The organism is Modestobacter sp. DSM 44400 (genome assembly GCF_900107175.1).
GTDB lineage: Bacteria > Actinomycetota > Actinomycetes > Mycobacteriales > Geodermatophilaceae > Modestobacter.
This window is the reverse complement of sequence record NZ_FNOZ01000037.1, coordinates 1-25,312: the sequence shown is the minus strand read 5'-3', so window position 1 is coordinate 25,312 and position 25,312 is coordinate 1. Positions and strand designations below refer to the sequence as shown.

21 protein-coding genes and 1 pseudogene are annotated in these 25,312 nt (G+C 72.3%); 10 read left to right on the top strand and 12 right to left on the bottom strand.

Annotated features, from left to right (window positions below; all coding sequences use genetic code 11):
* Positions 1–44 precede the first annotated feature (44 nt).
* A complete protein-coding gene (locus BLW04_RS18640; RefSeq protein ID WP_217631113.1) occupies positions 45–1,265 on the top strand; it encodes an MFS transporter in 1,221 nt (406 codons plus the stop codon).
* A 9-nt stretch (positions 1,266–1,274) separates the two neighbouring features.
* Here BLW04_RS18640 and BLW04_RS18635 read toward each other — a convergent pair whose 3' ends face one another.
* The 3 genes from BLW04_RS18635 to hrpA all read right to left on the bottom strand — a co-directional run bounded on the left by BLW04_RS18635 (position 1,275) and on the right by hrpA (position 7,014).
* On the bottom strand, positions 1,275–2,594 hold the full coding sequence (locus tag BLW04_RS18635) for a cytochrome P450 (protein ID WP_091544758.1): 1,320 nt from the start codon (positions 2,592–2,594) through the stop codon (positions 1,275–1,277).
* A gap of 147 nt (positions 2,595–2,741) precedes the next feature.
* Complete coding sequence (locus tag BLW04_RS26930; protein ID WP_175484140.1) at positions 2,742–2,906, bottom strand: hypothetical protein; 165 nt, start codon at positions 2,904–2,906, stop codon at positions 2,742–2,744.
* A 91-nt stretch (positions 2,907–2,997) separates the two neighbouring features.
* Complete coding sequence (hrpA, locus tag BLW04_RS18630) at positions 2,998–7,014, bottom strand: ATP-dependent RNA helicase HrpA (RefSeq protein WP_091544756.1); 4,017 nt, start codon at positions 7,012–7,014, stop codon at positions 2,998–3,000.
* Between the two features lie 177 nt (positions 7,015–7,191).
* Here hrpA and BLW04_RS18625 point away from each other — a divergent pair, with 177 nt between their 5' ends.
* The 3 genes from BLW04_RS18625 to BLW04_RS18615 all read left to right on the top strand — a co-directional run bounded on the left by BLW04_RS18625 (position 7,192) and on the right by BLW04_RS18615 (position 11,599).
* Positions 7,192–7,722, top strand: coding sequence for a MarR family winged helix-turn-helix transcriptional regulator (locus BLW04_RS18625; protein ID WP_091544754.1), 531 nt, complete (start codon positions 7,192–7,194; stop codon positions 7,720–7,722).
* On the top strand, positions 7,719–9,650 hold the full coding sequence (locus BLW04_RS18620) for an MDR family MFS transporter (protein ID WP_091544752.1): 1,932 nt from the start codon (positions 7,719–7,721) through the stop codon (positions 9,648–9,650). The genes BLW04_RS18625 and BLW04_RS18620 overlap by 4 nt, the downstream gene beginning before the upstream one ends.
* 140 nt (positions 9,651–9,790) lie before the next feature.
* Positions 9,791–11,599: an acyl-CoA dehydrogenase gene (locus tag BLW04_RS18615; RefSeq protein ID WP_091544750.1), complete on the top strand. Its 1,809-nt coding sequence runs from the start codon at positions 9,791–9,793 to the stop codon at positions 11,597–11,599.
* Positions 11,600–11,716: 117 nt separating this feature from the next.
* Here BLW04_RS18615 and BLW04_RS26925 read toward each other — a convergent pair whose 3' ends face one another.
* Positions 11,717–11,887, bottom strand: a complete 171-nt coding sequence (locus BLW04_RS26925) for a hypothetical protein (RefSeq protein ID WP_175484139.1) — start codon at positions 11,885–11,887, stop codon at positions 11,717–11,719.
* 303 nt (positions 11,888–12,190) lie between these two features.
* On the opposite strand from BLW04_RS26925, the gene BLW04_RS18610 reads away from it, so the two are divergent.
* Positions 12,191–13,228 carry a YihY/virulence factor BrkB family protein gene (locus BLW04_RS18610; RefSeq protein ID WP_091544747.1) on the top strand — a complete coding sequence of 346 codons (1,038 nt, stop codon included), beginning with the start codon at positions 12,191–12,193 and terminating at the stop codon, positions 13,226–13,228.
* An 87-nt stretch (positions 13,229–13,315) separates the two neighbouring features.
* Here BLW04_RS18610 and BLW04_RS28665 read toward each other — a convergent pair whose 3' ends face one another.
* The 3 genes from BLW04_RS28665 to BLW04_RS18595 all read right to left on the bottom strand — a co-directional run bounded on the left by BLW04_RS28665 (position 13,316) and on the right by BLW04_RS18595 (position 15,766).
* On the bottom strand, positions 13,316–13,504 hold the full coding sequence (locus BLW04_RS28665) for a hypothetical protein (RefSeq protein WP_254781777.1): 189 nt from the start codon (positions 13,502–13,504) through the stop codon (positions 13,316–13,318).
* 468 nt (positions 13,505–13,972) lie between these two features.
* Positions 13,973–15,004, bottom strand: a complete 1,032-nt coding sequence (gene mgrA / locus BLW04_RS18600; RefSeq protein WP_091544745.1) for an L-glyceraldehyde 3-phosphate reductase — start codon at positions 15,002–15,004, stop codon at positions 13,973–13,975.
* Between the two features lie 276 nt (positions 15,005–15,280).
* Positions 15,281–15,766, bottom strand: a complete 486-nt coding sequence (locus BLW04_RS18595) for an ArsI/CadI family heavy metal resistance metalloenzyme (protein WP_091544743.1) — start codon at positions 15,764–15,766, stop codon at positions 15,281–15,283.
* 122 nt (positions 15,767–15,888) lie between these two features.
* Here BLW04_RS18595 and BLW04_RS18590 point away from each other — a divergent pair, with 122 nt between their 5' ends.
* From BLW04_RS18590 to BLW04_RS18580, 3 genes and pseudogenes are all read left to right on the top strand, one after another.
* Complete coding sequence (locus tag BLW04_RS18590; RefSeq protein WP_371327804.1) at positions 15,889–16,242, top strand: ArsR/SmtB family transcription factor; 354 nt, start codon at positions 15,889–15,891, stop codon at positions 16,240–16,242.
* Positions 16,239–17,364 (top strand): annotated as a pseudogene (gene arsB, locus BLW04_RS18585) (ACR3 family arsenite efflux transporter). Before BLW04_RS18590 ends, arsB begins: the two are co-directional and overlap by 4 nt.
* A complete protein-coding gene (locus tag BLW04_RS18580) occupies positions 17,361–17,774 on the top strand; it encodes an arsenate reductase ArsC (protein ID WP_091544741.1) in 414 nt (137 codons plus the stop codon). Before arsB ends, BLW04_RS18580 begins: the two are co-directional and overlap by 4 nt.
* Here BLW04_RS18580 and BLW04_RS18575 read toward each other — a convergent pair.
* Together BLW04_RS18575 and BLW04_RS18570 are read right to left on the bottom strand one after the other, a co-directional pair.
* Positions 17,771–18,988 (bottom strand): MFS transporter, encoded by a 1,218-nt coding sequence (locus BLW04_RS18575; protein WP_217631112.1) that lies wholly within the window; start codon positions 18,986–18,988, stop codon positions 17,771–17,773. The two genes, BLW04_RS18580 and BLW04_RS18575, sit on opposite strands and share 4 nt — an antisense overlap.
* 25 nt (positions 18,989–19,013) lie before the next feature.
* Positions 19,014–20,411: an FAD-dependent oxidoreductase gene (locus BLW04_RS18570; RefSeq protein WP_091544739.1), complete on the bottom strand. Its 1,398-nt coding sequence runs from the start codon at positions 20,409–20,411 to the stop codon at positions 19,014–19,016.
* Positions 20,412–20,499: 88 nt separating this feature from the next.
* Between BLW04_RS18570 and BLW04_RS18565 the strand changes: the two genes are divergently transcribed.
* On the top strand, positions 20,500–20,859 hold the full coding sequence (locus BLW04_RS18565) for an ArsR/SmtB family transcription factor (RefSeq protein WP_091544737.1): 360 nt from the start codon (positions 20,500–20,502) through the stop codon (positions 20,857–20,859).
* 51 nt (positions 20,860–20,910) lie between these two features.
* The gene (locus BLW04_RS18560) at positions 20,911–21,324 is read left to right on the top strand and encodes a hypothetical protein (RefSeq protein WP_091544735.1); all 414 of its coding nucleotides are present in this window, start codon (positions 20,911–20,913) and stop codon (positions 21,322–21,324) included.
* On the opposite strand, the gene BLW04_RS18555 is transcribed toward BLW04_RS18560, so the two are convergent.
* The 3 genes from BLW04_RS18555 to BLW04_RS18540 all read right to left on the bottom strand — a co-directional run bounded on the left by BLW04_RS18555 (position 21,309) and on the right by BLW04_RS18540 (position 24,969).
* Positions 21,309–23,699: an ATP-binding cassette domain-containing protein gene (locus BLW04_RS18555; protein WP_091544733.1), complete on the bottom strand. Its 2,391-nt coding sequence runs from the start codon at positions 23,697–23,699 to the stop codon at positions 21,309–21,311. The genes BLW04_RS18560 and BLW04_RS18555 overlap by 16 nt on opposite strands.
* Before the next feature lie 275 nt (positions 23,700–23,974).
* On the bottom strand, positions 23,975–24,421 hold the full coding sequence (locus tag BLW04_RS18550) for a pyridoxamine 5'-phosphate oxidase family protein (protein ID WP_091544731.1): 447 nt from the start codon (positions 24,419–24,421) through the stop codon (positions 23,975–23,977).
* A 137-nt stretch (positions 24,422–24,558) separates the two neighbouring features.
* Entirely contained in the window at positions 24,559–24,969 is a 411-nt protein-coding gene (locus tag BLW04_RS18540) for a VOC family protein (RefSeq protein WP_091544786.1), read from the bottom strand.
* Positions 24,970–25,312 lie beyond the last annotated feature (343 nt).

Here is a 25,312-nt window from a genome sequence, read left to right as displayed (position 1 = left end):
CCCCATAACCGCTCCGGTCAACGGTGGTGTGGTGTGCTGGTCGCGTGCAGCAGGGAGCCCTCCCCCGGGTCGACGACGAGGGCCCGGGCACGGGCCGTACTCGCGGCGCCACCCTGCTCCTGGGCACTGCGGTGGTCGTCGTCGCGCTCAACCAGCGCCCGGCCGTGGTGGGCATTGCCCCGGTGCTGCGCGACCTGCGGGCCGACACCGGGCTGACCAGCGCGCTGGCCGGCCTGCTCACCGCACTCCCGGTGCTGTGCTTCGGCGCGTTCGCCCCCTTCGCACCCCGGCTGGCCCGCCGCATCGGGCTGGAGACCGCCGTCGCGGGCTCGCTGGTGCTGCTGGCCGCCGGCATCGCCCTGCGGCTGCTCAGCCCGGTGGCCTTCCTCTACGCCGGCAGCCTCGTCGCCGGGGCGGCCATCGCGGTGGCCAACGTGCTGATGCCGGCCTACGTCAAGCGGGAGTTCCGCCGTCCCGGCACCGTGATGGGCCTGTACTCGGCGGCGCTGAACGTCGGCGCGGCGGCGGCGGCCGGGCTCACCGTGCCGATCGGCGTGGCGCTGGGGCTCGACTGGCGGCTCGCACTGGGCTCCTGGCTGCTGCTGGCCGTGGCCGGCCTGGCCCTGTGGCTGCCGGTGGCCGGGGTGCGCCACGACCGCACGCCGGCCGACCCAGCGGGCCCCGGGGCGTGGTCGCTGCTGCGCACCCCGCTCGCCCGCCAGGTCACCGTCTTCCTGGGTCTGCAGAGCGTGCAGTTCTACTCGATCGGCACCTGGTTGCCCACGCTGCTGGCCGACGCCGGGGTACCGGTCGGCAAGGGCGGGCTGCTGCTGGCGGTGTCGAACGTCGTCGGCGCGGCGGGGGCGCTGCTCGCCCCGACCCAGGCCGGCCGGATGCGCAGCCAGCGGCCGCTGGTGGTCGTCCTCCTGCTGGCCTACGTGGTCGGGCTGACCGGTCTGCTGGTGACGCCGTCGACGGGGACCTTCCTGTGGGTCGCCGTGTTCGGGCTGGCCCAGGGTGGTGGGTTCGCCCTCGCGCTGACCCTGATCGTGCTGCGCAGCGCGACCCCCCTGGTCGCGGCGGGGCTCGGCGGGGTGGCCCAGTGCCTGGGCTACCTGCTCGCGGCGGCGGGGCCGGTGGTGTTCGGCGCCCTGCACGACGTCACCGGCGGGTGGTCCTGGCCGCTCGCGCTCCTGCTGGTCCTGCTCCTGCCGATGGCCTGGGCCGGGTGGGGGGCCGCTCGGCACGCCGTCCTCGGGACCTGACCAGCCGGCTCACTGGAGTGTGACCGGGAGGTGCTCAAAGCCGCGGAGGGTCTGCAGCTCGCGGCGGACCGGGGCACCGGCGACCCGGAGCCCCGGGAATCGCTCGGCGAGCGTCCGCAGCCCCACCACCGCCTCCAGCCGCGCGAGCCCCGCTCCCAGGCAGTAATGCACGCCGCCGGAGAACGCCAGGTGCTCCCGGGCGTTGCCGCGCGTGACATCGAAGCGCGCCGGCAGGTCGAACGGCTCCGGGTCACGGTTGGCCGCCCCGAGCAGCAGGGTGACCCGCGTTCCGGCCCGCAGCTCGCGGCCGGCCACCTGGACGTCGGCGGTGGCGCTGCGCCCGGTGATCTGCACCGGGCTGTCGTGGCGCAGCACCTCCTCGACGGCCGCCGGCCAGCCGCTGGGATCGGCGACCAGCGCGTCCCACTGGCCCCGGTGCGCGTCGAGCAGGAACACCGCGTTGCCCAGCAGGTTGACGGTGGTCTCGAAGCCGGCGCCCAGCAGCAACATCACCGTGGCGTGCAGCTCCCGTTCGGTGAGCGCCTCTTCCCCGGTCAGGCCGACCAGCTGGCTGACCAGGTCGTCGCCCGGGTGCCGACGGAGCCGGTCGAAGTGGCCGCGGAGGAACCCGTGCATCTCGCGCAGCGCCCGCTCGGCGGCTGCGTAGCGGGGGAAGGGCAGCCCGGGGTCGAGCGTGGCGGCCGCGACGCCGCCCCACCGCAGGAAGTCCTCCCGCCGGTCGACGGGCACGCCGAGCATCTCCGAGATCACCAGGACGGGCAGCTGCGCCGCGTAGCCGGCGACCAGGTCGACCGGCCCGGTGCGGTGGGCGAGCCGGTCGAGCAGCGCGTCGGCCGTCGTCTGCACGAGTGGCTCGAAGGCCGCCGTCGCCCGCGGGGTGAAGGCCCGGCTGACCAGGCGGCGGTAGCGGGTGTGGTCGGGCGGGTCGACGACCAGCATGGACGGCGGTTCGGCGACGCCGCTCGCGTCCGGCTCATCGGCCATCCGCAGCCCCCACTGCAGCCAGCGGGGTGCCGCCGAACGGTCCCAGCCCACCCCGAAGTCACCAGAGCGCAGCACCTCGGTGGCGACCGCATGGGACGTGGTGACCATCCCCAAGCTGCTCGGGACCAGCCGGCCCCGCGCCCGCAGCGCCTCGTAGAGGGGGTACGGATCGAGCCGCTGGCCAGGGTCGCGCAGCAGGCGGCCGACGAGGTCACCACGGCGGGCGGCCCGGGAGAGGTACGCGGCCGGCAGTCCGTGCCGGATGCCCCAGCGCAGCGCCGTCCGGGGACGGGGCACGGATGCGGCCACCGACGCGAGTGCCATGCCGCACCTCTCTGCCGCTGCGCGGCCCGGCGCGGGGAGCGGCGGCGACTGCGGCGCAGCGTCAGCCGCAGTCTGACAGGCCGGCGGACCAGCCCCGCCGGCCGCAGGCGCCGCCCGGGGTGCGGACGGCGCCCGCCGGCGGGGAGGTCAGGCCTGGGGGTCGGGCGCCTGCGACGGGTCGCCGTCCCAGTCCTTGCCGGCCTCGGAGGCGTGCTCGGAGGCGCTGTCGGTCGAGCCGGCGACGGACTCGACCATGTCGGCGTCGGTCAGCTTCTCGCCGGCGGCTTCCACGTTGTTGCTGGGTTCGGTCATCGCGACGACTCCTTCGTCCTGCGGTCTCGGTCCCCCGAGCCCTCCCCGCGGCGAGCCGGCGGCAAACTCCCGGCGGCCGGCGGCCGGGACGTCAGGCCGAGACCCGGTCCAGCACCCCGTCGATGGCCTTGTAGATCCGCTGCTCGGAGACCGGCCGGGGCGTGCCGATGGCCTGCGCGAACAGCCCCACCCGCAGCTCCTCGACCATCCAGCGCACCCGGGCGACCGGGTCGTCCGGAGAGCCGCTGGCCGGCACCCGGGCCCGAAGCTGCTCGTACTCGGCGGTCACCGCAGCGACCTGGGCCATCCAGACCGCATCACGCGCGACGTTGACCGGCAGCTTCTCCAGCCGGTGGGCCATCGCGGTGAGGTAGCGGACCAGGTCCGGCAGCCGCTTCCGACCGGCCTCGGCGACGAACCCGCGGTGCAGCAGCCCGCCCATCTGCCGGCGCAGGTCGGCGATCGCGGCGTCCGGCACCCGTCGTCCCGGGGCCGCGCCGATGGCCACCGCCACCTCGCGGGCGGCGGTCAGCACGGCCTCCACCCGGCGCACCGCGTCCGTGGTCAGCGGCAGCAGTTGCTCACGGGCGGTCTGGACCAGCGCCGCGAAGGCCGCCTCGTCCCGCGGCGGGCCACCGGCGGCGGCGATGAGCTCGACGGCGGCGGCGTCCACGCAGTCGGCGACCAGGTCGGGGATCTCGCCGTCCGGGTTGAACTGCAGCGCCAGGCGGGAGCGCGGGGACAACGACTTCACCACCGGCCGGACCGGCGTGCCGGCGCTGAGCACGAGCAGCCGGCGGGCTCCGCGCCAGGTCAGCCGGACCGCCTCCACCTCGGTGGCGACCACCCGGACGCCGACCGTCTCCCCCTCGTCGACCAGCGCGGGGAAGGCGGTCACCACGTGCCCGCCGCGCCGCACCTCCACCGTGCGGGGCAGCGCCCCGATCGACCAGGAGGTCAGCCCGGTGCGCTGGACGTCGGAGGCGGCCCGGGCCAGGCTCGCCCGGCTCTGCGGCGCGACCTGCGCCCGCAGGGCCGCGAGGTCCTTGCCGGTGGCCAGCAGCTGCTGCCGGTCGTCGAGCACCCGGAAGGTCGCCCGCAGGTGGCCGGGGACCTGTTGGGGATCCCAGGCGTCCGGGGGGATGGTGACGGCGGTGGCGCGGCGCAGCTCCCGCTCCAGCGCCGGCAGCAGCGGCTCGGCCGGGTCGATGTGCGGCAGCACCGCGCGCACCCGGTCGGGAATGGGCACCAGCCCGCGGCGCAGCTGCTTGGGCAGCGACCGCAGCAGCTCGGTCACCAGCTCACCGCGCAGCCCGGGTACGGTGAAGGCCAGCGACTCCCCCGACGTCCGGGCCAGCGTGTCCAGCACGCCCAGCGGCACGTCGACGGTCACCCCGTCCTCGTCGGCACCCGGGGCGAACGCATAGCTCAGCGGCAGCGTCAGCCCCTGGGTGAGGCGCACCTCGTCCGGGTAGTCCTCGACGCGCACCTGCCCCGCGGCCGCCGCGTTGGTCAGCAGTTCCGGGGTGAACGTCAGCAGGTCCGGGCGCTCCCGACGGGTGGACTTCCACCACGCGTCGAAGTGCCGCGCCGAAACGATGTCGGCAGGCACCCGGGCGTCGTAGAGCTCGAAGACCGTCTCGTCGTCCACCCGGATGTCGCGGCGGCGGGCCCGCTCCTCCAGGTCGGCGACCTGCTGCAGCGCGTGGGCATTGTCGGCGGCGAAGCGGTGGTGCGTCGTCCACTCCCCCTGCACCAGCGCGTGCCGGATGAACAGCTCCCGGGAGACGACCGGGTCGATCGACCCGTACTGCACCCGCCGGCCGACCACCAGCGGCAGGCCGTAGAGGGTGACCCGCTCGGTGGCCACGACCGACCCGCGCGTGGCGTCCCAGCGCGGCTCGCTGTACTGGCGCTTCACCAGGTGCGCGGCCAGCCGCTCGACCACCTCGGGGTCGACCCGGGCCACCGTGCGGGCGAACAGCCGGCTGGTCTCCACCAGTTCGGCGGCCACCACCCAGCGCGGCGGCTTCCTCGCCAGCTTCGTGCCCGGGGCTAGCACGAAGCGGGTGTTGCGGGTGCCGAGGTACTCCCGGCCCGGCCGGCCGGGCTTGCCGGTGCGGTCCTTGACCGGTTCGGCCTGCATCCCGACGTGGGAGAGCAACCCGGCCAGCAGCGCGGTGGTGATGCCCCGCTCGTCGGGTGACTCGGCCAGCTCGCCGACGCCCATGCCCAGCCGCCGGGCGGTGTTGCGGAGCTGGCCGTGCAGGTCCTGCCACTCGCGGATGCGCAGGTAGTGCAGGAACTCACGCTTGACGGTGCGGCGGAACTGGTTTCCGGACAGGGCGTCCTGCTGCTCGACCAGGTAGCGCCACAGGTTGAGCAGGCCCAGGAAGTCGGAGTTCTCGTCGGCGAACCGGGCGTGCATCTCGTCGGCGGCCTGCTGGTGCTCGGCCGGGCGCTCGCGCGGGTCCTGGATCGTCAGCCCGGCGGCGATCACCAGGACCTCCTCCAGCACCCCGCGGCGGTCGGCCTCCACGACCATCCGCGCCATCCGCGGGTCCAGCGGTAGCGCGGCCAGCGCCCGGCCGGTCTCGGTCAGGCCGTCACCGGGACGGGCCGGACGCCCGCCGTCCGCAACCGGCTGCGACGCCTCCGGCGCGAGCGCGCCCAGCTCCTCGAGCAGCGCGAGGCCGTCGGCGACCGCACGGCGGTCCGGCGGGTCGATGAAGGGGAAGTCGGCAACCTCACCCAGGCCCAGGGCGGCCATCTGAAGCAGCACCGACGCCAGGTTGGTGCGCAGGATCTCCGGGTCGGTGTACTCCGGCCGGGACTCGAAGTCCGCCTCGCTGTAGAGCCGGATGGCGATGCCGTCGCTGGTCCGCCCGCACCGGCCGGCCCGCTGCCGCGCCGACGCCCGGCTGACCGGCTCGATGGGCAGCCGCTGCACCTTGGTGCGATGGCTGTACCGGGAGATGCGAGCGGTGCCCGGGTCGACGACGTAGCGGATGCCCGGCACGGTCAGCGACGTCTCGGCCACATTGGTGGCGAGCACGACGCGCCGGCCGGTGTGCGGCTGGAACACCCGGTGCTGGTCGGCCGCCGACAACCGGGAGTAGAGCGGCAGCACCTCGGTGCCGGGGAACGCACGCTCGTCGAGGGCGTCGGCGGCGTCGCGGATCTCCCGCTCGCCGGCCAGGAAGACCAGGACGTCACCAGGACCCTCGGCGACCAGCTCGGCGACGGCGTCGACGATCGCGCTGACCTGGTCGCGGTCGGGGTCCGCGGCGGGACTCCCCGCGGGGGCTTCCGGGTCGACGACCGGGCGGTAGCGCACCTCGACCGGGTAGGTGCGGCCGCTGACCTCGACGACCGGGACGTCGTGACCCTCTCTGGCGAAGTGCCGGGCCACCCGCTCCACGTCGATCGTGGCCGAGGTGATGATGAGCTTGAGGTCCGGGCGGCGCGGCAGCAGCTGGGCCAGGTAGCCGAGCAGGAAGTCGATGTTGAGGCTCCGCTCGTGGGCCTCGTCGATGACGATCGTGTCGTACTGACGCAGCAGCCGGTCCCGCCGCACCTCCGCCAGCAGGACCCCGTCGGTCATCAGCTTGACCAGCGTCGCGTCACCGACCTGGTCGGTGAACCGCACCTTCCAGCCCACGACCTCGCCCAGCGGGCTGCCCAGCTCCTCGGCGATCCGCTCGGCCACGGTGCGGGCGGCGATCCGGCGTGGCTGGGTGTGCCCGATCCTGCCCCGGACGCCCCGGCCGAGCTCGAGCAGGATCTTGGGCAGCTGCGTCGTCTTGCCCGAGCCGGTCTCACCGGCGACCACGACGACCTGCGAGTCGCGGATCGCGGCGGCGATATCGTCCCGACGTTGGCTGACAGGCAGCTCGGCGGGGTAGCTCACCACCGGGACGGCGGCGCGGCGGCGGGCGATGCGCGACTCGGCGACGGCGACGTCGGCGGCGATGCGCTCGCGCTGCCGGGCGCGCGCCTCGGGGTCCTTGGTGCGACGGGTGCCGTCGAGCCGGCGGCGCAGCTGGTGCTCGTCCTCGAGGGTGAGGGCGGACAGCCGGGAGCGCAGGTCGTCGTGCGGGGTGCTCACGGAGTACTCGTCGTCCTCTCGATGGGGGTAGCTCCCAGGGTCCCACCTGGCGCGCAAGCGTTGCCCAGTTCCCAGTCCGTGTACGGCGCAACTTGTTGCGTGGGCTGCGCAACGGCTTGTACCATGCAACTGTTCTCCGGCGCAGCGTCGCGCCCCTCGTCGACCTCCGGAGGCTCCATGCCGCCCCGCACCGACCTGGCGCCCTCCGCCGGTGACCTCGCTCCCGGAACTGCCGGCGCCTCGTCGCTCTCCGTCGAGCTGACCCGCCTGTCGCGGGTGCTCCACGCCCTCAAGGTGTCGGTCACCACGGGCTCGGGCAACGAGGACCGCGAGCGGGCGGCCCACCTGCTGCTCCTGCCCCTCACCCGGCTGGGGCCGCTGCGCCAGAGCGCCCTTGCCGAACTGGTGCACGCCGACCCCTCGACGGTCAGCCGGCACGTCACCCTGCTCGTCGAGCGTGGCCTGGTCCGCCGGGTGGCCGACGAGCTCGACGGCCGGGCGAGCCGACTGGTCGTCACGCCGGCCGGCGAGACCGTACTGACGGCCATGCGCCAGGAGCGCGACGGCCTGATCTACGAGGTCACCGCCGACTGGACACCCGAGGAGCTCAGCTCCTTCACCGGTCAGCTGCACCGCTTCGTCCAGGACCTGACCGACCACCTGCCCTCCCTCCGCTCCGCCGCCACCCTCCCCGAGAAGGACCGATGACCCAGACCACCGACCGTTCAGCCGCGCCGAGGCGCCGCGGCGCAGCGGCAGCGGCAGCGGCAGCCCCGGATGCCACGGGGACGTTCAGCCACCGGCAGATCATGACCATCCTGGCCGGGCTGTTACTGGGCATGTTCCTGGCCGCCCTGGACCAGACCGTTGTCTCCACCGCGATCCGCGTCATCGCCGACGACCTGCAGGGTTACGACCTGCAGGCGTGGGCGACCACGGCCTTCCTGATCACCTCGACGATCACCACGCCGCTGTACGGCAAGTTGAGCGACATGTACGGCCGGCGGCCGTTCTACCTGTTCGCGATCGCCGTCTTCGTGCTCGGCTCCATGCTGTGCGGGCTGGCGACGTCGATGTACGAACTGGCCGCCTTCCGGGCGTTCCAGGGCATCGGCGCAGGTGGCCTGATGTCGCTGGCGCTGGCGATCATCGCCGACATCGTCCCGCCGCGGGAGCGCTCGAAGTACCAGGGCTACTTCATGGCCGTGTTCGGCACCTCCAGCGTGCTGGGACCGGTCATCGGCGGCTTCTTCGCCGGGCAGTCGTCCCTGCTGTGGATCACCGGCTGGCGCTGGATCTTCTACGTGAATGTGCCGCTGGGCATCCTGGCCTTCGTCGTCGTCTCCAAGGTGCTGCACCTGCCGCACACCCGGCGGGACCACCGGATCGACTGGCCGGGCGCCCTGGCCCTGATCGTCTGCCTGGTCCCCCTGCTGATCGTGGCCGAGCAGGGCCGGACCTGGGGCTGGAGTTCGGGCCTGGCGATGGCCTGCTACGCGATCGGTGTCGCCGGGCTGGTGGGATTCATCCTGGCCGAGCGGGCATACGGGGACGAAGCCCTGCTGCCCTTGCGAATGTTCAACAACCGCACGTTCACCGTCAGCAGCGCCAGCAGCATCGTGCTCGGGGCCGGCATGTTCGGCGGCATTCTGCTGCTGCCGCAGTACCTGCAGATCGTGCACGGCTCCAGCCCGACGATCGCCGGGCTGCAGATGATCCCGCTGGTGCTGGGCATCATGATCGGTTCGATCGTCGCCGGGCTGACCATCGCCCGGATCGGTAAGTACAAGTTCTTCCCGCTGATCGGCGTCGTCTTCATCGTCGCCGCGCTGGTGTCGCTGTCCTTCGTGGTCGGCCCGGACACCCCGGTGTGGCAACTGGTTCCCTTCATGCTGCTGATGGGCCTGGGCCTGGGCTTCAACTTCCAGCCGGTGGTCCTGGCCGTGCAGAACGCCGTCTCCCCCCGGGAGATCGGCGTGGCCACCTCGTCGGTCACCTTCTTCCGGCAGATGGGCGGCACCCTGGGGACGGCGATCTTCCTGTCGGTGCTGTTCACCCGACTGCCGACCGACATCGGCAACGCCCTGACCTCCTCGGCGGCCAGCGATCCGCGGGTCGCCGCGGCGCTGCAGAGCGGGGCGATCAGCTCCAGCGGAAACCTCGACGACACCTCGTTCATCCAGAAGCTGCCGTCGTTCCTGGCGTTGCCCTTCAAGACCGGGTTCGCGAACACGTTGGACCTGGTGTTCCTCATCGCCGCTGTGGTGGTCGCGGTCGGTTTCTTCGTACTGATCTTCCTGCCGCAGATCCCGTTGCGGACGACCTCTGGGATCCAGGGGCAGCAGGAGGATGCCGGTGCGGCAGGCAATGATCCGTCCCTGGCGGCCGAGCACGCCGTCGGCGTGGCGGCCCCGACGTCGACGGCCCCGCCGGTCGCCGCCGACCGGAGCGACGCGGACACCCCGGCTGACCAGCCCAGCCCGGGCGGGTCCACGGCCGCGACGTCCCGGCATGCGGAGCCGGACGACGACGGGTCCGAGGGCGGCCGGCACGAGGCCGCGGCCGACCAGCCCACCGGGCTGGCCTCGCTGCCTGCCGACCACCTCCCGCAGGGAGCCGGTCACCCGCGCCACTGATCCGCCATGAGGACAGGCCCTCTCCCCGCGACCGCGGGGCGGGGGCCTGTCCTCGTCCGGGGACGGCCCCACCGGCAGCGTCGGCCTAACCTGGGAGTTCCGGACGCACCGCGGCGGCCGGCCCACCCCTGGAGGAGCCCGTGCGCCCGTCGCTGGTCCTGTCCCGCCCCGACCTGGACTTCCTGCTCCACGAGTGGCTGCAGGTCGAGACGCTGAGCAAGCGCCCGCGGTTCAGCGAAGACTCGCGGGACACGATCGACGCCGTCCTGGACCTGGCGGAGCAGATCGCCACGGAACACTTCGCGCCGCACACCCGCAAGGCCGACGAGAACGAGCCGTACGTCGTCGACGGCAAGGTCCAGCTCATCCCCGAGGTGGCGGCGGCGCTGGCGGTGTTCGCCGAAGCCGGGATGAACTCGGCGGCGCTGCCCGAGGAGCTGGGCGGCATGCAGTTGCCTGCCGTGGTGAACCAGGCGGTGCACGTGTGGTTCCAGGCGGCCAACATCGGCACCTCGGCCTATCCGTTCCTGACCATGGCCAACGCCAACCTGCTGGTGGCGCACGGCACCCCTGAGCAGGTGCAGACCTACGTGCCGCCGATGGCCGAGGGCCGCTGGTTCGGCACCATGGCGCTGTCCGAGCCGCAGGCCGGCTCGTCGCTGGCCGACATCACCACCCGCGCCGTCCCGCAGGGCGACGGCACGTACCGGCTGACCGGCAACAAGATGTGGATCTCCGGCGGCGACCACGAGCTGACCGAGAACATCGTCCACCTGGTGCTGGCCAAGGTGCCGGGTGGGCCGCCCGGGGTGAAGGGCATCTCGCTGTTCATCGTGCCCAAGTTTCTCGTCCGGGACGACGGGTCGCTCGGGGAGCGCAACGACGTCGTGCTGGCGGGCCTGAACCACAAGATGGGCTACCGCGGGACGACGAACACCCTGCTCAACTTCGGGGAGGGCGTGCACACCCCCGGCGGGCAGCCCGGCGCTGTGGGGTACCTGGTCGGCGAGGAGCACCGCGGCCTCACCTACATGTTCCACATGATGAACGAGGCGCGGATCGGTGTCGGGATGGGCGCCACCGGGCTGGGCTACACCGGTTACCTGCACGCCCTCTCCTACGCCCGCACGCGCACCCAGGGCCGCCCGCTGGTGGCCAAGGCTGCGCAGTCCAAGGACGCCTCCGCGCCGCCCGTGCCGATCATCGAGCACCCCGACGTGCGCCGGATGCTGCTGGCCAGCAAGTCCTACGTCGAGGGCGGCCTGGCGCTCGGCCTGTACTGCGCGCGACTGGTCGACGAGGAGCGCACCGCCGAGAACGAGGCCGACCGCGCCCGCGCCCGGCTGCTGCTGGAGGTGCTCACTCCGATCGCCAAGAGCTGGCCGTCCCAGTGGTGCCTGGCGGCCGACGACCTGGCCATCCAGGTGTATGCCGGGGCCGGGTACACCCGCGACTACCCGGTCGAGCAGTTCTACCGGGACAACCGGCTGAACCCCATCCACGAGGGCACGCACGGCATCCAGGGGCTGGACCTGCTCGGCCGAAAGGTGGTGATGTCCGGCGGAGCCGGACTGACGCTGCTGGTGGAGAGCATCGGTGCGACATCCGCCCGGGCGGCCGGCACGCCGTGGGCCGACCTGGCGGCCACCCTGGACGCCACGGCCGCGCGGCTGGTCGAGGTCACCACGACCCTGTGGGGCGCCGACGACCCGCAGGTCACCCTGGCCAACGCCAGCGTCTACCTGGAGGCGACCGGCCACCTGGTCGTCGGCTGGTTGTGGTTGGAGCAGGCCCTGGTCGCCGAGGGGCACACCGGGAACCTGTACACCGGCAAGCGGCAGGCCGCCCGCTACTTCCACCGCTGGGAGCTGCCCAAGGTCGGCCCGCAACTGGACCTGCTGGCCTCGCTGGACACCACGGTGCTGGAGATGCGTCCCGACTGGATCTGAAGAAGGACCCCGTCCTCCTCATCCCTCGCAAGCTCGGGACGAGCCTCGGGACAGGGCCCGACCGCTGCCCCCGCCCATCGCAGGCTCGCGACGGGACCCTGCAGCGGGGCCGAGGGGTCAGAGGACCGCGGGGGCTGCCACGGTGTCCGGCGCGGTGGAGCGGGGAGCCGGCCCGGAGGCCGCCTGCTTTTCCGCCTCGTAACGCGCCGTGGACTGTGTGCCCATGGCGATCACCAACGCCGTCAGCATGAGGAACCCGAGCAGGGTCACCGCCGGCCACAACACCATCCGTGTGCTCCACGTCCTCTTCGGGGCACCCGCCGGGGAAGGGCGGGCCGTTCGTCTGGCTCATGACTTCCCGGCTCCGGCGCCCGGCAATCCTGTACGGACGGAATTCTCCGGTGAACACTGGGTGACGAGCATCGCTACCGGGAGGCACAACCGGGGCCGCGCAGACCCCCGACGGGCGCGGCGTGGGTCTGCGCGGCGGCCCGACCGGCCGTTATCGGAATGCCGCCGCCGGGAGGAGTGCAGAAGCCGTCGCCGGGGCACGGTGCACCAGACAACCCCGCGATCCCCCCGGAGGCACCGATGGCCGGAGCAAGCAGACCCGACCCCGACCAGCGCGCACGGAGCGGGGTTCCCCAGGACGGCGCCCGGGACACGGCGCCCGACGACGACAAGATCAGCCGCGAGCGCGCCGACTACGCGCCGACCGGCGCCGACCCGAAGCCGACGACCGGCGGCACGCTCAAGCGCACGCTGAAGGAGTTCAGCGAGGACAACCTCACCGACTGGGCGGCCGCGCTCACCTACTACGGCGTCCTGGCGCTGTTCCCGGCGCTGACCGCCCTGCTGTCGATCGTCGGCCTGCTGACCGACCCGCAGCAGCTCAGCGATGCGATCACCACTGTCGTGCCTGCGCAGGCGGCCGACACCCTCAACCCGGTGATCCAGCAGATCGCCGGCAGCTCAGGCACCGCCGGCCTGGCGCTGATCCTCGGTGTGGCCGCAGCCATCTGGAGCGCCTCGGGCTACGTCGGCGCCTTCACCCGGGCCGCCAACGTCGTCTACGAGACGCCTGAGGGCCGCAAGGTCTGGAAGCTCAAGCCGCTGCAGCTGCTGATCACGTTGATCGGCATCCTGTTCGCCGCCCTCATCCTGGCGATGCTGGTGCTCAGCGGCCCGGTCGTCGACGCCATCGGGCAGTCCATCGGCCTCGGCAACACCGTGCTCACCATCTGGAACTACGCCAAGTGGCCGGTGATCCTCGTGCTGCTGGCGCTGATGATCGCCGTCCTCTACTACTCGACGCCGAACGTGAAGCTCCGCGGCTTCAAGTGGGTGAGCGCCGGCGCCGGCGTGGCGATCCTGGTAGCGGTCGTCGCCTCCGCGCTCTTCGCCTTCTACGTCGGCAACTTCGGCAGCTACAACAAGACCTACGGCGCACTCGCCGGCGTGGTGATCTTCCTCATCTGGTTCTGGCTGATCAACCTGGCGCTGCTGTTCGGCATCGAGCTCGACGCGGAGGTCGAGCGCACCCGGGAGCTCAAGGAGGGCGTCCCGCGCGCGGACAAGGAGATCCAGCTCGACGCGCGCGACGACCCGAAGCCCAAGCAGACCACCTGAGGCAAGGCCACGCCTCGGCTGCGCCGATCGCCCTCGCTGTTCCGCCCGAGCGACGCGGGATGCTCCGCATGCCGCACGCTCGGGCGGTCATTCGGCAGAGCGGCGCATAGACCACATCTGGGGTGGGCCGTTCGAACTGGGTGGCGACCTCCAGCTGACGTGCGGGGGCCCGAGCTCCTTGCGGAAGTTGCCGACCGTGGCCCGCGCGAGCTCCGGGTCCTTCGCCACCCGGCCGGCCAGCTCGAGGGCCCGGTCCTCGACCGCGGCGTCGTCCACGGTCTCTCACGCCAGGCCCAGCTGCACGGCGCGCTCCCCGTCGACCTCCTCACCGAACAGCGCCATCGCCGCGGACGGCGGCGATCGTCGGCGCCTTCACGTGGCCCAGCCGGTAGAAGGATTCGTAGTTGGCGCGCATGCCCCGCGTAGGCGTCCGACGCAGCCGGATCGCGGCCGCCGTCGGTCAGCGTCTGCCCGTACCCCCGGCGCGGAAGGACTTCCCGACCTTTCGCACCACGAGGGCACCCACGTCGTCCCGGGCGTCGACCTCGTCGAAGACCGCGATCAGCTCACCGGCCATCGACGGGGTGAGCGCGTTGCGCCGTTACGGCGCGTTGAGCGTGACGACGGCGACGCCCCCGTCGACTTTCAGCTGGACCTCGTCGGACTTGGGGCTCCCTCGGGTCGTCGGCCGGCGGCGGTGCCGGCGCGGTCCCTGCGATCAGAGCACGGGCGCGCACCCGGGGTTCAGCTGGTGCGGAAGCCGGCCCAGAGGTCGATGCCGGCGTCGACGGCGTGCGCGTCGATCGCGGTGAGCTCCTCGTCGGTGAAGTCCAGCCGGTCCAGCACACCCAGACTGTCGTCCAGCTGGGCGACGCTGCTGGCCCCGATGAGCACGGAGGTCACCCGCGGGTCGCGCAGCGCCCAGGCCAGCGCCAGCTGCGCGAGGCTCTGACCGCGCGCCCCGGCGAGCTCGTTCAGCGCCCGGACATGGCGCAGCGCCTCGTCGGTGAGCAGGTCGGTGGACAGCGACTTGTCCTGGCTGGCCCGGGACCCCGCCGGCACACCGTCCAGGTACTTGTCGGTCAGCATTCCCTGGGCGAGCGGGGAGAAGGCGATGCAGCCGGCGCCGGCCTCGGCGAGGGTCTCCAGCAGCCCGTCGGTCTCGATCCAGCGGTTGAGCATCGAGTAGGAGGGCTGGTGGATGAACAGCGGCGTCCCGAGGTCGGCGAGGATCGCAGCGGCGCGCGCGGTGTCGGTTGCGGAATAGGAGGAGACCCCGGCGTAGAGCGCCTTGCCGGCCTGGACTGCGCTGTGCAGCGCGCCCATGGTCTCCTCCAGCGGCGTGGTGGGGTCAAAGCGGTGGGAGTAGAAGACGTCGACGTAGTCCAGGCCCATCCTGCGCAGCGACTGGTCGAGGCTGGCGGTCAGGTACTTGCGGGAGCCGCCGCCCTGCCCGTAGGGGCCCGGCCACATGTCGTAGCCGGCCTTGGTGGAGATGACCAACTCGTCCCGGTAGGGGGCGAAGGAGTCGCGCAGGTGGCGCCCGAAGTTGGTCTCGGCGGACCCGTACGGCGGGCCGTAGTTGTTGGCCAGGTCGAAGTGGGTGACGCCTCGGTCGAAGGCGCGGTGCAGGATGTCCCGCTGCCGGTCGAAGGGCACGTCGTCGCCGAAGTTGTGCCACAGGCCCAGGCTGATCGCCGGCAGGTCCAGCCCACTGGCGCCGCACCGGCGGTAGGACATCGACTCGTAGCGGGACTCGGCCGCGCGGTGGGACATGCCGCTGATCGTGCCGTCCCCGCGGTAACGCTGCGCGCGGGGGTGGCGCTGCCCCGGCCCACCTCGTGCGGACCGGAGCAGCGGAGCAGCACGCCGGGCAGCACACCGTCACCGGGGCGACCGAGCTGCGGAGCCGGCGGGCGAGCCCGGCGACGCGCTCGGCCCCGCCGGACCGCGTCACCAGGTCGGCGCAGCAGCGGCCCGCGGCGGATCGGTGCAGGTCGGCTGTGTGTGCCGCGGCCAGCTGGATGATCAGGGTGGGTGCACGGGAGCTCCTCAGCAGCAGGCGGCGGGCACCGCTGCGTGGTCGGCGGCGGCGGTCGGGTCGGCGCAGCAGGTGCCGTCGCCGGCCACGGCGGACTCCTCGGCCGCCGTCCGGCCCTCGAGGTCGGGCCGCGCGTCTCCCTTGACCGTGTAGACCTCCCACGGCTCGCCGCCCGGGCCGGTGACCCAGACCTTGTCCTGCAGGGCGTAGCAGCAGGTGGTGTCGTCCTCGGGCCGGGTGGCCAGGCCGGCCGCGGTGAGCCGGTCGGTGGCGGCGGCGACGTCGGCGGTCGCGGCGACCTCCACGCCCAGGTGGTCCATCCGGGTGGGCTCCCCGGCCGCCCCCTCCAACAGCACCAGCTTGAGCGGGGGCTCGGCGACGGCAAAGTTGGCGTACCCGGGGCGGCGCTTGGCCGGGGCGGTGTCGAACAGCCGCGAGTAGAAGTCGATGGCTGCCTCCAGGTCGGCGACGCGGAGAGCCAGCTGGACTCGGGACACGGGATCACGTCCTCTCGATAACATCGACAGATGTCGATGTCTGCACTCTTAAAGGATCGATGTTTGTCAATACGATGCTGATCGCTATGATCTGTGCCGAAGCATTACGCCGAGGAGGAACCGTGAGCGACTCTCCCGACTTCGCCTGCTGCACACCGCTGACCGGGACGTCGATGAGCACCGAGCAGGCCGAGCAGGTCGCGCCCCTGCTCAAGGCGCTCGCCGACCCGGTCCGACTGCGGCTGGTGAGCCTCATCGCCTCCTCCGCAGGCGGCGAGGCGTGCGTCTGCGACCTCAACGAGGCCTTCGACCAGACCCAGGCCACGATCAGCCATCACCTGAAGGTGCTGCATGCGGCGGGTCTGCTGGACCGGGACAAGCGCGGGGTGTGGGTCTACTACGCCGTCCGGCCCAAGGCGCTGCCTGCGGTCGCCACCCTGTTCAGCACGCCGGCGCCGACCGGGGCGCGTGGGTGAGCGACGCCGTCCGGGAGACCGCCCGCCCCGAAACCTCTCTCCAGGCGCCGGTCCTGCAGCGGCTGCCCACCCTGGACCGGTTCCTGCCGGTCTGGATCATCGTCGCGATGGCCGTGGGCCTGGGGCTCGGCCGCCTGGTGCCCGGCCTGGACGACGCGCTGGACGCCGTCCGGGTCGGCGACGTCAGCCTGCCGATCGCCGTCGGGCTGCTGCTGATGATGTACCCGGTGCTGGCCAAGGTCCGGTACTCCGAGCTCGACCGGGTGACCGGCGACCGGAAGCTCCTCGGTGCCTCACTGGCGCTGAACTGGCTCGTCGGCCCGGCCCTGATGTTCGCCCTGGCCTGGCTGCTGCTGCCCGACCTCCCCGAGTACCGCACCGGACTGGTCATCGTGGGGCTGGCCCGCTGCATCGCCATGGTGTTGATCTGGAACGACCTGTCCTGCGGCGACCGCGAGGCCGCCGCCGTGCTGGTGGCCATCAACTCGGTGTTCCAGATCGTCGCCTTTGCCGCGCTGGGCTGGTGCTACCTGCAGGTACTCCCCGGCTGGCTGAGCCTGTCGACCACGTCGGCCGAGTTCAGCCTGTGGGCGATCGTGGTCAGCGTGCTGGTGTTCCTCGGCATCCCACTGCTGGCCGGCTTCCTCACCCGGATGATCGGGGAACGGGCCAGGGGACGCTCCTGGTACGAGAGCCGCTTCCTGCCGAAGATCGGGCCGGTTGCGCTCTACGGGCTGCTGTTCACCATCGTGATGCTGTTCGCGCTGCAGGGTGACGCGATCACCTCCCAGCCCTGGGACGTCGCCCGCCTAGCCCTGCCGTTGCTCGCCTACTTCGCCCTGATGTTCGGCGGCTCATTCGCGCTCGGGGTGCGCCTGCACCTGTGGTTACGCGAAGACCGCCACGCTCGCCTTCACCGCGGCGGGCAACAACTTCGAGCTCGCCATCGCCGTAGCCATCGGCACCTTCGTGGTCACCTCGGGCCAGGCCCTCGCCGGCGTGGTCGGCCCGCTGATCGAGGTCCCCGTCCTCGTCGGCCTGGTCTACGTCGCCCTGTGGGCCGCCCGGCGCTGGTTCCCCGGTGATCCCACCGTCCCCGATCCCCTCCGGAGCGCCCGATGAGCACCCCCAGCGTGCTGTTCGTCTGCGTGCACAACGCCGGTCGCTCGCAGATGGCCGCCGGCTGGCTGCGCTCCCTGGCCGGGGACTCGGTGGAAGTGCGCTCGGCCGGCTCGATCCCCGGCGACCAGGTCAACCCCGCCGCCGTGGCCGCGATGGCCGAGGTGGGCATCGACATCTCCGCCCAGCGCCCGAAGGTGCTGACCACCGACGCCGTCGAGGCCTCCGACGTCGTGATCACCATGGGCTGCGGCGACGCGTGCCCGGTCTTTCCGGGCAAGCGCTACCTGGACTGGGCGCTGGAGGACCCGGCGGGCAAGGGCGTCGAGTCGGTGCGCCCGATCCGGGACGAGATCGAGGCGCGCATCCGTGGCCTGCTCGCCGAGCTGCAGGGCCCGGAACCGGTCGGCTAGACCCGGTCGCTCAGGGCCGCAGCCCCGGCAGCGGCCGCCACGACCACTGTTAGGGCGGCGAACATGGCCGGGTAGCTCCCGATGGCCTCGGCGAGCGCGGTACCGCCCCAGGGAGCCAGTGCGGCAGCTCCGGTGACGGGCGCCGCGAAGATGCCGGACAGGGCACCGTAGTTGGCGGTCCCCCAGCGGTCCGCCACGACAGTGGCCTGCAACAGGGTGCCCGCGCCCCGCACGGCGCCCGCGAGCATGGCCAGGGCGACCAGCACAGCTGCCGGCCCGGGCACGGCGGCGAGCAGCGCGATCGCCACAGCCGATGCGACGACGATGACGATCGTCCGCGCCCCCGGGGTCGTCCGGGCGGCGAGCGGGGCGAACCCGATCCGCCCGACGAGCTGGCCGGCGCCCAGGAGCCCGAAGGTCGTAGCCGCGAGGGACGGACTCAACCCACGCCCGGTGAGCAGGGGGATCAGGGTGAGGCTCGCCGAGTAGAGCCCGAAAGCGGTCAGCGTGAGGGCGGCTGAGAGCAGCAGGAAGCCCGGGCTCCGGACGATGGGGCGCCTCGGGGCGGGCGCCACACGGTCTTGGCTGTGGACGGCGTGCCACGGCGGCGTCAGCGCCAGCGCGTGCAGCGGAATCGTGACCACGGCCAGGACGCCGGCCAGGACGACGTAGGTGGTCCGCCAGTCCAGGTGCTGCAGCAACAGACTCGTGACCGGGGCGAAGATGGTGCTCGCCAGGCCCGCCACCAGGGTGACGGTGGTGAGCGCCTTGACGCGGCGGGGCCCGTACCAACGGGTCAGGGCCGCGAAGGCCGCCTGGTAGAAGACGCCGGCCATCGCCACACCCACCACGCACCAGGCGGCCAGGAAGCACCAATAGCTCGGTGCCAGCGCGACGCCGACGATGGCCGGGACGGCGAGCAGCGAACCCGCCGTCATCACCCGCCGCGGCCCCCAGCGGTCCAGCCCGCGTCCGACGGGAACGCCGGCCAGCGCGGAGACGACGAGTCCGGCCGAGAAGGCCGCTGTCGTCGACGTCGCCGACCAGCCGGTGTCAGCGGTGATCGCGGAGAGGGCGACCGGAAAGGCGTAGTAGAGGACGCCCCAGCTGACGACCTCGGTGGCGCACAGCGCCGCCAGGGCCCGGCGGGGCGGACGCCAGCCGGACTCGGCGCCCGCGCCCGCATCGGCCGCCAGCGACGACTTCGGGCTCACGGGGTCGTCCCACCCGCCACCCCCGTCACTGACCGCCGACCCCGACCGCCGCCGGCTGGCTCGTTCCGCAGCAGCCGGTCACCGCGGGCTCCGCTGCCGACCAGCCGTGCGCACCTCCCGTGGCGAAGCCCACGCCGGCGGCCTCGACCGCCGCACGGTCGCCGAGGTCGACCGAGCACACGCCCGTCGCGGGCAGGTCGAGGCAGACGTGGCCGGCCGCCTCGGTGTCGCCGGCGAGCGCGGCCGCGATGGAACGGACCTGCTCGTAGCCGGTGGCCAGCAAGAACGTCGGCGCGCGTCCGTAGGACTTCATGCCGACGATGTAGAAGCCCGCATCGGGGTGGGCGAGCACGCTCTCACCGTGGGGCGGAACGGTGCCGCAGCTGTGCAGGTCGGGGTCGATCATCGGCCCGAGCTGGCGGGGAGCCTCGACTGCCGGGTCCAGCGACAGCCGAACCTCGCGCAGCATGTCCAGGTCGGGACGGAACCCCGTCGCACCCACCACGACGTCGACGAACAGCGTTCTCGCCACTCCGTCGCGCCCGGTGCCGGAAACGCCCAGCCGGCCATCCCCGCCGGGGGGCACGTCGAAGCTCACGAGAGCGAACTCGCGGATCAGCGTGATCGCCCCCGAGGCCACAGCCGCCTTCAGCTCCGCCCCCAGGAGGCCCCGAGCGGGTAGACCATCGGCGTCGCCGCCGCCGTAGAGCCGGGCGGGTGAGCGACCCCGGATGGCCCACGTGATCTCCGTGCCGGGCTCGTCCTCGCGCAGGCGCACCAGTGCCAGCAGGGTGTTGGCTGCCGAGTGGCCCATCCCGACGACCAGGCTGCAACGACCGGCGAACCGGCCCCGGTCCCGCCCGAGGACGTCGGGCAGCGGTCCGGCCAGCCACGGCATCGCGACGTCCTCCGCGACGGCGCCGAGCCCAGCGGGACCGAGCGGGTTGGCGTGGCCCCACGTGCCCGAGGCATCGAGGACCGCCCGGCCGAGCACGTCGACAACCCGACCGTCCCGCATGGTCCGCACAACGTAGGGGCGCCCGTCGCGGCCGACGGTGCGGGTCTTGTCCATGCCCTGCCGGGTCACGGCCAGCACCCGGGTGCCGGTACGGATGCGCGTCGACAGCTGCCGGGTCGCCGCCAGCGGCTCCAGGTACCGCTCGACCAACTCGGCACCGGTCGGAAGACCGTCGGGCGCGGGGGGCGTCCACCCGCTCTCCTCGAGGAGCCGCGCCGCAGCCACGTCGACGTCGTACCGCCACGGGGAGAAGAGCCGGACGTGGCCCCAGTCGCGTACCGCGGCGCCGACTTCGTCGCCGGCTTCGAACACCAGGGGCTCCAGCCCGCGCTCGAGCAGGTGGGCTGCCGCCGCCAGTCCCACAGGGCCACCGCCGATCACGATGACGGGCAGATCCGTGCTCATGGGCCTCTCCCATCCGTGTTCACCACGACGGAGAGAACGTAACAGTGGTCACTGTTGATAGCAACGGACGCCGTGGCATACTGCGCGCATGGCCCAGGACCTGGACGTGCGGCTGCTCGACGTCGACGACCTCACTTCGGCGGCCGACCGTGCCCGCCTGCTCGCCCCTGCGCTCAAGGCCCTCTCCGACCCGAACCGGCTGCACCTCCTCCTGCTGCTCGCCGACGGCCGCCGGTCCGTGCGGGAGCTGACCGAGGCCACGGGCATGAGCCAGACGCTCGTGAGCCACCATCTGACCCCGCTGCGCGAGCAGGGGCTGGTGACCGTCACGCCGCAGGGACGCAGCAACGTCTACGCGCTGTGCTGCGAAGCCCTGGCCGGGCCGGTCAAGCTCCTGGCCACGCTGGCGGCCCTGACCCCCGAGGGCGCCGACGCCTGCTGTTCCTGATCGCCTGCACGCCGGGCCCGTCCGTACGCACGACCGGGAGGGAGGACGCCGATGACCAGCCCCACCGACGCCGGAGCCGGCGCGCCGGTCGGCTGCTCACTCGGCGGTTCGGAGCAGTCGACTCGCATCGCGGAGTGGCACGCACTGCTCAGGCAGGGAACGCCGGTCGCGGCCGCCGAGGGCCGCGCCGTCGATCTGCCACGGCACCTGGCGCACGCGGCCTTCGAGCTGGTCCTGGCCGAGCAGGACTGCTGCCCGTTCTTCCGTTTCACTCTCACGCTCTCCGCGGACGGACTGCGCCTGACCGCCACCACCCCGCCGTCAGCCACGGTCCTGCTCGACGAGGTGTTCGGCGCGAGCGGTGAGCAGCCCGTGTCGACCGCCGTCTCCACCCTCGACTGCTGGCGGGGTGTCGATGCCCCTGCCCGGTCTACCCGCGAGGGCCTCGATCAGCTGGCGACGTAGGCCGCGAGGTGCTCGCCGGTGAGGGTGCAGCGGGCGGCGACGAGGTCGGCGGGTGTGCCCTCGAAGACGATCCGGCCGCCGTCGTGGCCGGCGCCGGGGCCGAGGTCGATGATCCAGTCGGCGTGCGCCATGACCGCCTGGTGGTGCTCGATGACGATGACCGACTTACCGGAGTCGACGAGTCGGTCGAGCAGGCCGAGCAGCTGCTCGACGTCGGCGAGGTGGAGCCCGGTGGTCGGCTCGTCGAGGACGTACACGCCGCCCTTCTCGGCCAGGCGGGTGGCCAGCTTGAGCCGCTGCCGCTCGCCGCCGGAGAGGGTCGTGAGCGGCTGGCCGAGGCTGAGGTAGCCGAGCCCGACGTCGGCCAGGTGGGTCAGGATCTTGTGGGCCGCCGGCGTCTTCGCCTCCCCGGTGCCGAAGAACTCGCCGGCCTCGGTCACCGACATCGCAAGCACCTCGCTGATGTCCTTGTCACCGAAGGTGTACTCGAGCACCTCGGCCTGAAAACGCTTCCCTTCGCACACCTCGCAGACGGTGGCCACTCCGGCCATCATCGCCAGGTCGGTGTAGATGACGCCGGCGCCGTTGCAGTTGGGGCAGGCGCCCTCGGAGTTGGCGCTGAACAGCGCCGGCTTCACGCCGTTGGCCCTCGCGAAGGCCTTGCGGATCGGATCGAGCAGTCCGGTGTACGTGGCCGGGTTGCTGCGCCGCGAGCCCTTGATCGCGCCCTGGTCGACCGACACCACCCCGTCCCGGCCGGACACCGAGCCCTGGATCAGGGAGCTCTTCCCCGACCCGGCCACGCCGGTCAGCACCACCAGCACGCCGAGCGGGATGTCGACATCGACGTCGGCCAGGTTGTGGGTGCTGGCGCCGCGCACCTCCAGCACTCCCGACGGTCTCCGCACGGACGGCTTCACTGAGGCTCGGTCGTCCAGATGCCGCCCGGTCAGCGTGCCGCTGCACCGCAGCCCGTCGACGGTGCCTTCGAAGACCACCTCACCACCCTCGGCGCCTGCGCGCGGGCCGAGATCGACGACGTGGTCGGCGATCGCGATCGCCTCCGGCTTGTGCTCCACGACCAACACCGTGTTGCCCTTGTCGCGCAGCTGCAGCAGCAGGTTGTTCATCCGCTGGACGTCGTGGGGGTGCAGCCCGATCGTCGGCTCGTCGAAGACGTAGGTGACGTCGGTGAGCGAGGAGCCGAGGTGGCGGATCATCTTGATGCGCTGTGCTTCGCCGCCCGACAGCGTGCCCGACGGGCGGTCGAGTGAGAGGTAGCCCAGCCCGATCTCGACGAACGAGTCGAGGGTGTGCCGCAGCGACGCGAGCAGCGGCGCAACGGACGGAACGTCGCGACCCCGCAGCCATTCGGCGAGGTCGCTGATCTGCATCGCGCAGGCGTCGGCGATGCTGATCCCCCTGATCTTCGATGACCGGGCCGCCTCGGACAGCCGGGTTCCGCCGCACTCGGGACACCTCGTGAAGGTCACCGCCCGCTCCACGAAGGCGCGGATGTGCGGCTGCAATGAGTCGACGTCCTTGGACAGCATCGACTTGCCGATCTTCGGGATCAGCCCCTCGTAGGTCAGGTTGATCCCGTCGACCTTGATCTTGGTCGGCTCCTTGTACAGCAGGTCATGGAGCTCCCGCTTGGTGAACGTGCGGATCGGCTTGTCCGGATCGAAGAAGCCGCAGCCGCTGAAGATGCGGCCGAACCAGCCGTCCATGCTGTAACCGGGGATGGTCAGTGCACCCTCGTCGAGGGACTTGCTGTCGTCGTACAGCGCAGACAGGTCGATGTCGGTGACGGAGCCCCGGCCCTCACAGCATGGACACATTCCGCCGGTGATGCTGAAGCTACGACGCTCCTTGACGGTCTGTCCGCCGCGCTCGATGGAGACTGCACCCGCTCCGCTGATCGAGGCGACATTGAACGAATACGCCTGCGGGGAGCCGATGTGCGGCTGCCCGAGTCGGCTGAAGAGGATGCGCAGCATCGCGTTGGCGTCGGTGGCGGTGCCGACCGTGGAACGGGCATTGGCCCCCATCCGCTCCTGGTCGATGATGATCGCGGTCGTCAGCCCGTCGAGGACGTCGACGTCCGGCCGCGCCAGTGTTGGCATGAAGCCCTGCACGAATGCGCTGTAGGTCTCGTTGATCATCCGCTGCGACTCCGCGGCGATCGTGCCGAACACCAGCGAGCTCTTGCCCGACCCCGAGACGCCGGTGAACACCGTCAGCCGGCGCTTCGGGATCTCGACGCTGACGTCCTTGAGGTTGTTGACGCGCGCGCCGTGCACGCGGATCAGGTCGTGGCTGTCGGCACCGTGCAGCGCAGGCGAGTGCGTGTCCGTCCTCGTGACCATGCTCATCGTGCCTCCATCTGTTGGGCGGGGCCCGCCTTCGCGGTCTCCATCGGCGTCGCCTGGGCTCGATCCGACCAGCTTCGAGCAGTACGTCTGGTTCTCCTTCGTCGGCGCGGCACCGGTCCGCTGTCTACCTGATCGGCGGTGTCGGCGGGGGTGGCGCAACGCCCGTCCGGCTGACGCTGGCCGGGGTCGCGCTCGGCGCAAGAACCAAGGCGTCCACGCGGCTTCGGCCCGTGGAGCCTCTGGACCCCGGCCACGCGGCGCGCCCGGCCGAGGCGTCAGACCAACCAGCGGCCGTCGCGCATCAGCTCGCGGTCGGGCCTCACGTTCACCTCGCGCCAAGCCTGGATGCGGCGCGGCGAGATGCGGGACCGGCGGTACGGCGTGGCCAGCGCATGCGGGTCGAAGCCGGTGTGCACGGGGAACCGGTCACCCCGCTCCTGCGGCAGCGCGTCGATCTCGAGGATCTCGACTTCGCCCTCGATCATGGACACGTCGCGGGTGTGGCCCAGCCCCAGCCGAACGGCTCGGGTGGCGGCCAGGTTCCTGCCGGTCGGGCTGTCCGTCGGCGTCGCCATCAGCAGCGCCTCGCCGTCCCAGTCGAAGGACAGCGGCATCAGGTACGGCGCACCGTCCGCCGAGGCACTGGCCACCCGGACATCGATGTCGTTGGTGAGCCGATGCTCGGTGTCGCGACGACGCTGAGCGCGGAGGGGGGCCGGCACTCAACGGTCGGTGAAGCAGCTCGGGGACGTTGCCATCGGGGTCGGTGACGGTGGCCACCAGGCGGCCGCCACCGACGTCGTGCGCGGGCTCCTTCACGGTGCGTCCGTGCAGGTCATGGCTGCGATGGCCGGACGGCTCAGCGCAGCTCCTGAATGCGGATCAGGTTGCCCGCGGGATCGCGGACGGCGCAGTCGCGAACCCCGTACGGCTGCTCGGTCGGCTCCTGGACGACCTCGGCGCCGCTGGCCTGCAGCGGCTCGAAGGTGCCGTCGAGGTCCTTGGTGGCCAGGAGGATGATGGCGTAGGTGCCCTTGGCCATCATCTCGACGATGGTGCGGCGCTCGTCGTCGGTGATGCCGGGGTCGGCGGCCGGCGGATGCAGGACGATGGACGTGCCGGGCTGGTCGGCGGGGCCGACCGTGATCCAGCGCATCCCGCCGTATCCGACGTCGTTGCGGACTTCGAAGCCGAGGGTGTCGCGATAGAAGGCCAGGGAGGCGTCCGGGTCGTCGTGCGGGAGGAAGCTCGCGTGAATGGTGATTTCCATGGCGGTCACGCTAGCCTCGATCTTCCGTGATCTTGATGCGGAGCATGATCATCGGCTTCTGGTCCCGTGTGGGCGTCAGGATGGCATTGGGGTGTGACGGATCGGCCGATGTCGCTCGGGTGGGCGCCGGTTCCACAGGCCGGTGGGTGTCCTTCGGGTCGTCGGGTCAGGTCGCCGGGGGTCAGCCGGAGGCGGCTGCCGGGGCGGCGAGCACCGCGGTGGCGTCGCGGAGTCGTGCAAGCCCGTCGCGGACCAGCGCGGCCCAGGGGTGGTGTTCGGCCAGGTGCAGGATCCGTCGGCGTCCGGTGCGGGCCAGCGTCGCCGGGGTGGTGAACAGGCGGGT

Bases quoted from the DNA above. Each gene is read 5' to 3' on its own strand.
- BLW04_RS18635 (WP_091544758.1), bottom strand. From the start codon at position 2,594: ATGGCACTCGCGTCGGTGGCCGCATCCGTGCCCCGTCCCCGGACGGCG.
- BLW04_RS26930 (WP_175484140.1), bottom strand. From the start codon at position 2,906: ATGACCGAACCCAGCAACAACGTGGAAGCCGCCGGCGAGAAGCTGACC.
- BLW04_RS18625 (WP_091544754.1), top strand. From the start codon at position 7,192: ATGCCGCCCCGCACCGACCTGGCGCCCTCCGCCGGTGACCTCGCTCCC.
- BLW04_RS18620 (WP_091544752.1), top strand. From the start codon at position 7,719: ATGACCCAGACCACCGACCGTTCAGCCGCGCCGAGGCGCCGCGGCGCA.
- BLW04_RS26925 (WP_175484139.1), bottom strand. From the start codon at position 11,887: ATGGTGTTGTGGCCGGCGGTGACCCTGCTCGGGTTCCTCATGCTGACG.
- BLW04_RS18610 (WP_091544747.1), top strand. From the start codon at position 12,191: ATGGCCGGAGCAAGCAGACCCGACCCCGACCAGCGCGCACGGAGCGGG.
- mgrA (WP_091544745.1), bottom strand. From the start codon at position 15,004: ATGTCCCACCGCGCGGCCGAGTCCCGCTACGAGTCGATGTCCTACCGC.
- BLW04_RS18580 (WP_091544741.1), top strand. From the start codon at position 17,361: ATGAGCACCCCCAGCGTGCTGTTCGTCTGCGTGCACAACGCCGGTCGC.
- BLW04_RS18570 (WP_091544739.1), bottom strand. From the start codon at position 20,411: ATGAGCACGGATCTGCCCGTCATCGTGATCGGCGGTGGCCCTGTGGGA.
- BLW04_RS18565 (WP_091544737.1), top strand. From the start codon at position 20,500: ATGGCCCAGGACCTGGACGTGCGGCTGCTCGACGTCGACGACCTCACT.
- BLW04_RS18560 (WP_091544735.1), top strand. From the start codon at position 20,911: ATGACCAGCCCCACCGACGCCGGAGCCGGCGCGCCGGTCGGCTGCTCA.
- BLW04_RS18555 (WP_091544733.1), bottom strand. From the start codon at position 23,699: ATGAGCATGGTCACGAGGACGGACACGCACTCGCCTGCGCTGCACGGT.
- BLW04_RS18540 (WP_091544786.1), bottom strand. From the start codon at position 24,969: ATGGAAATCACCATTCACGCGAGCTTCCTCCCGCACGACGACCCGGAC.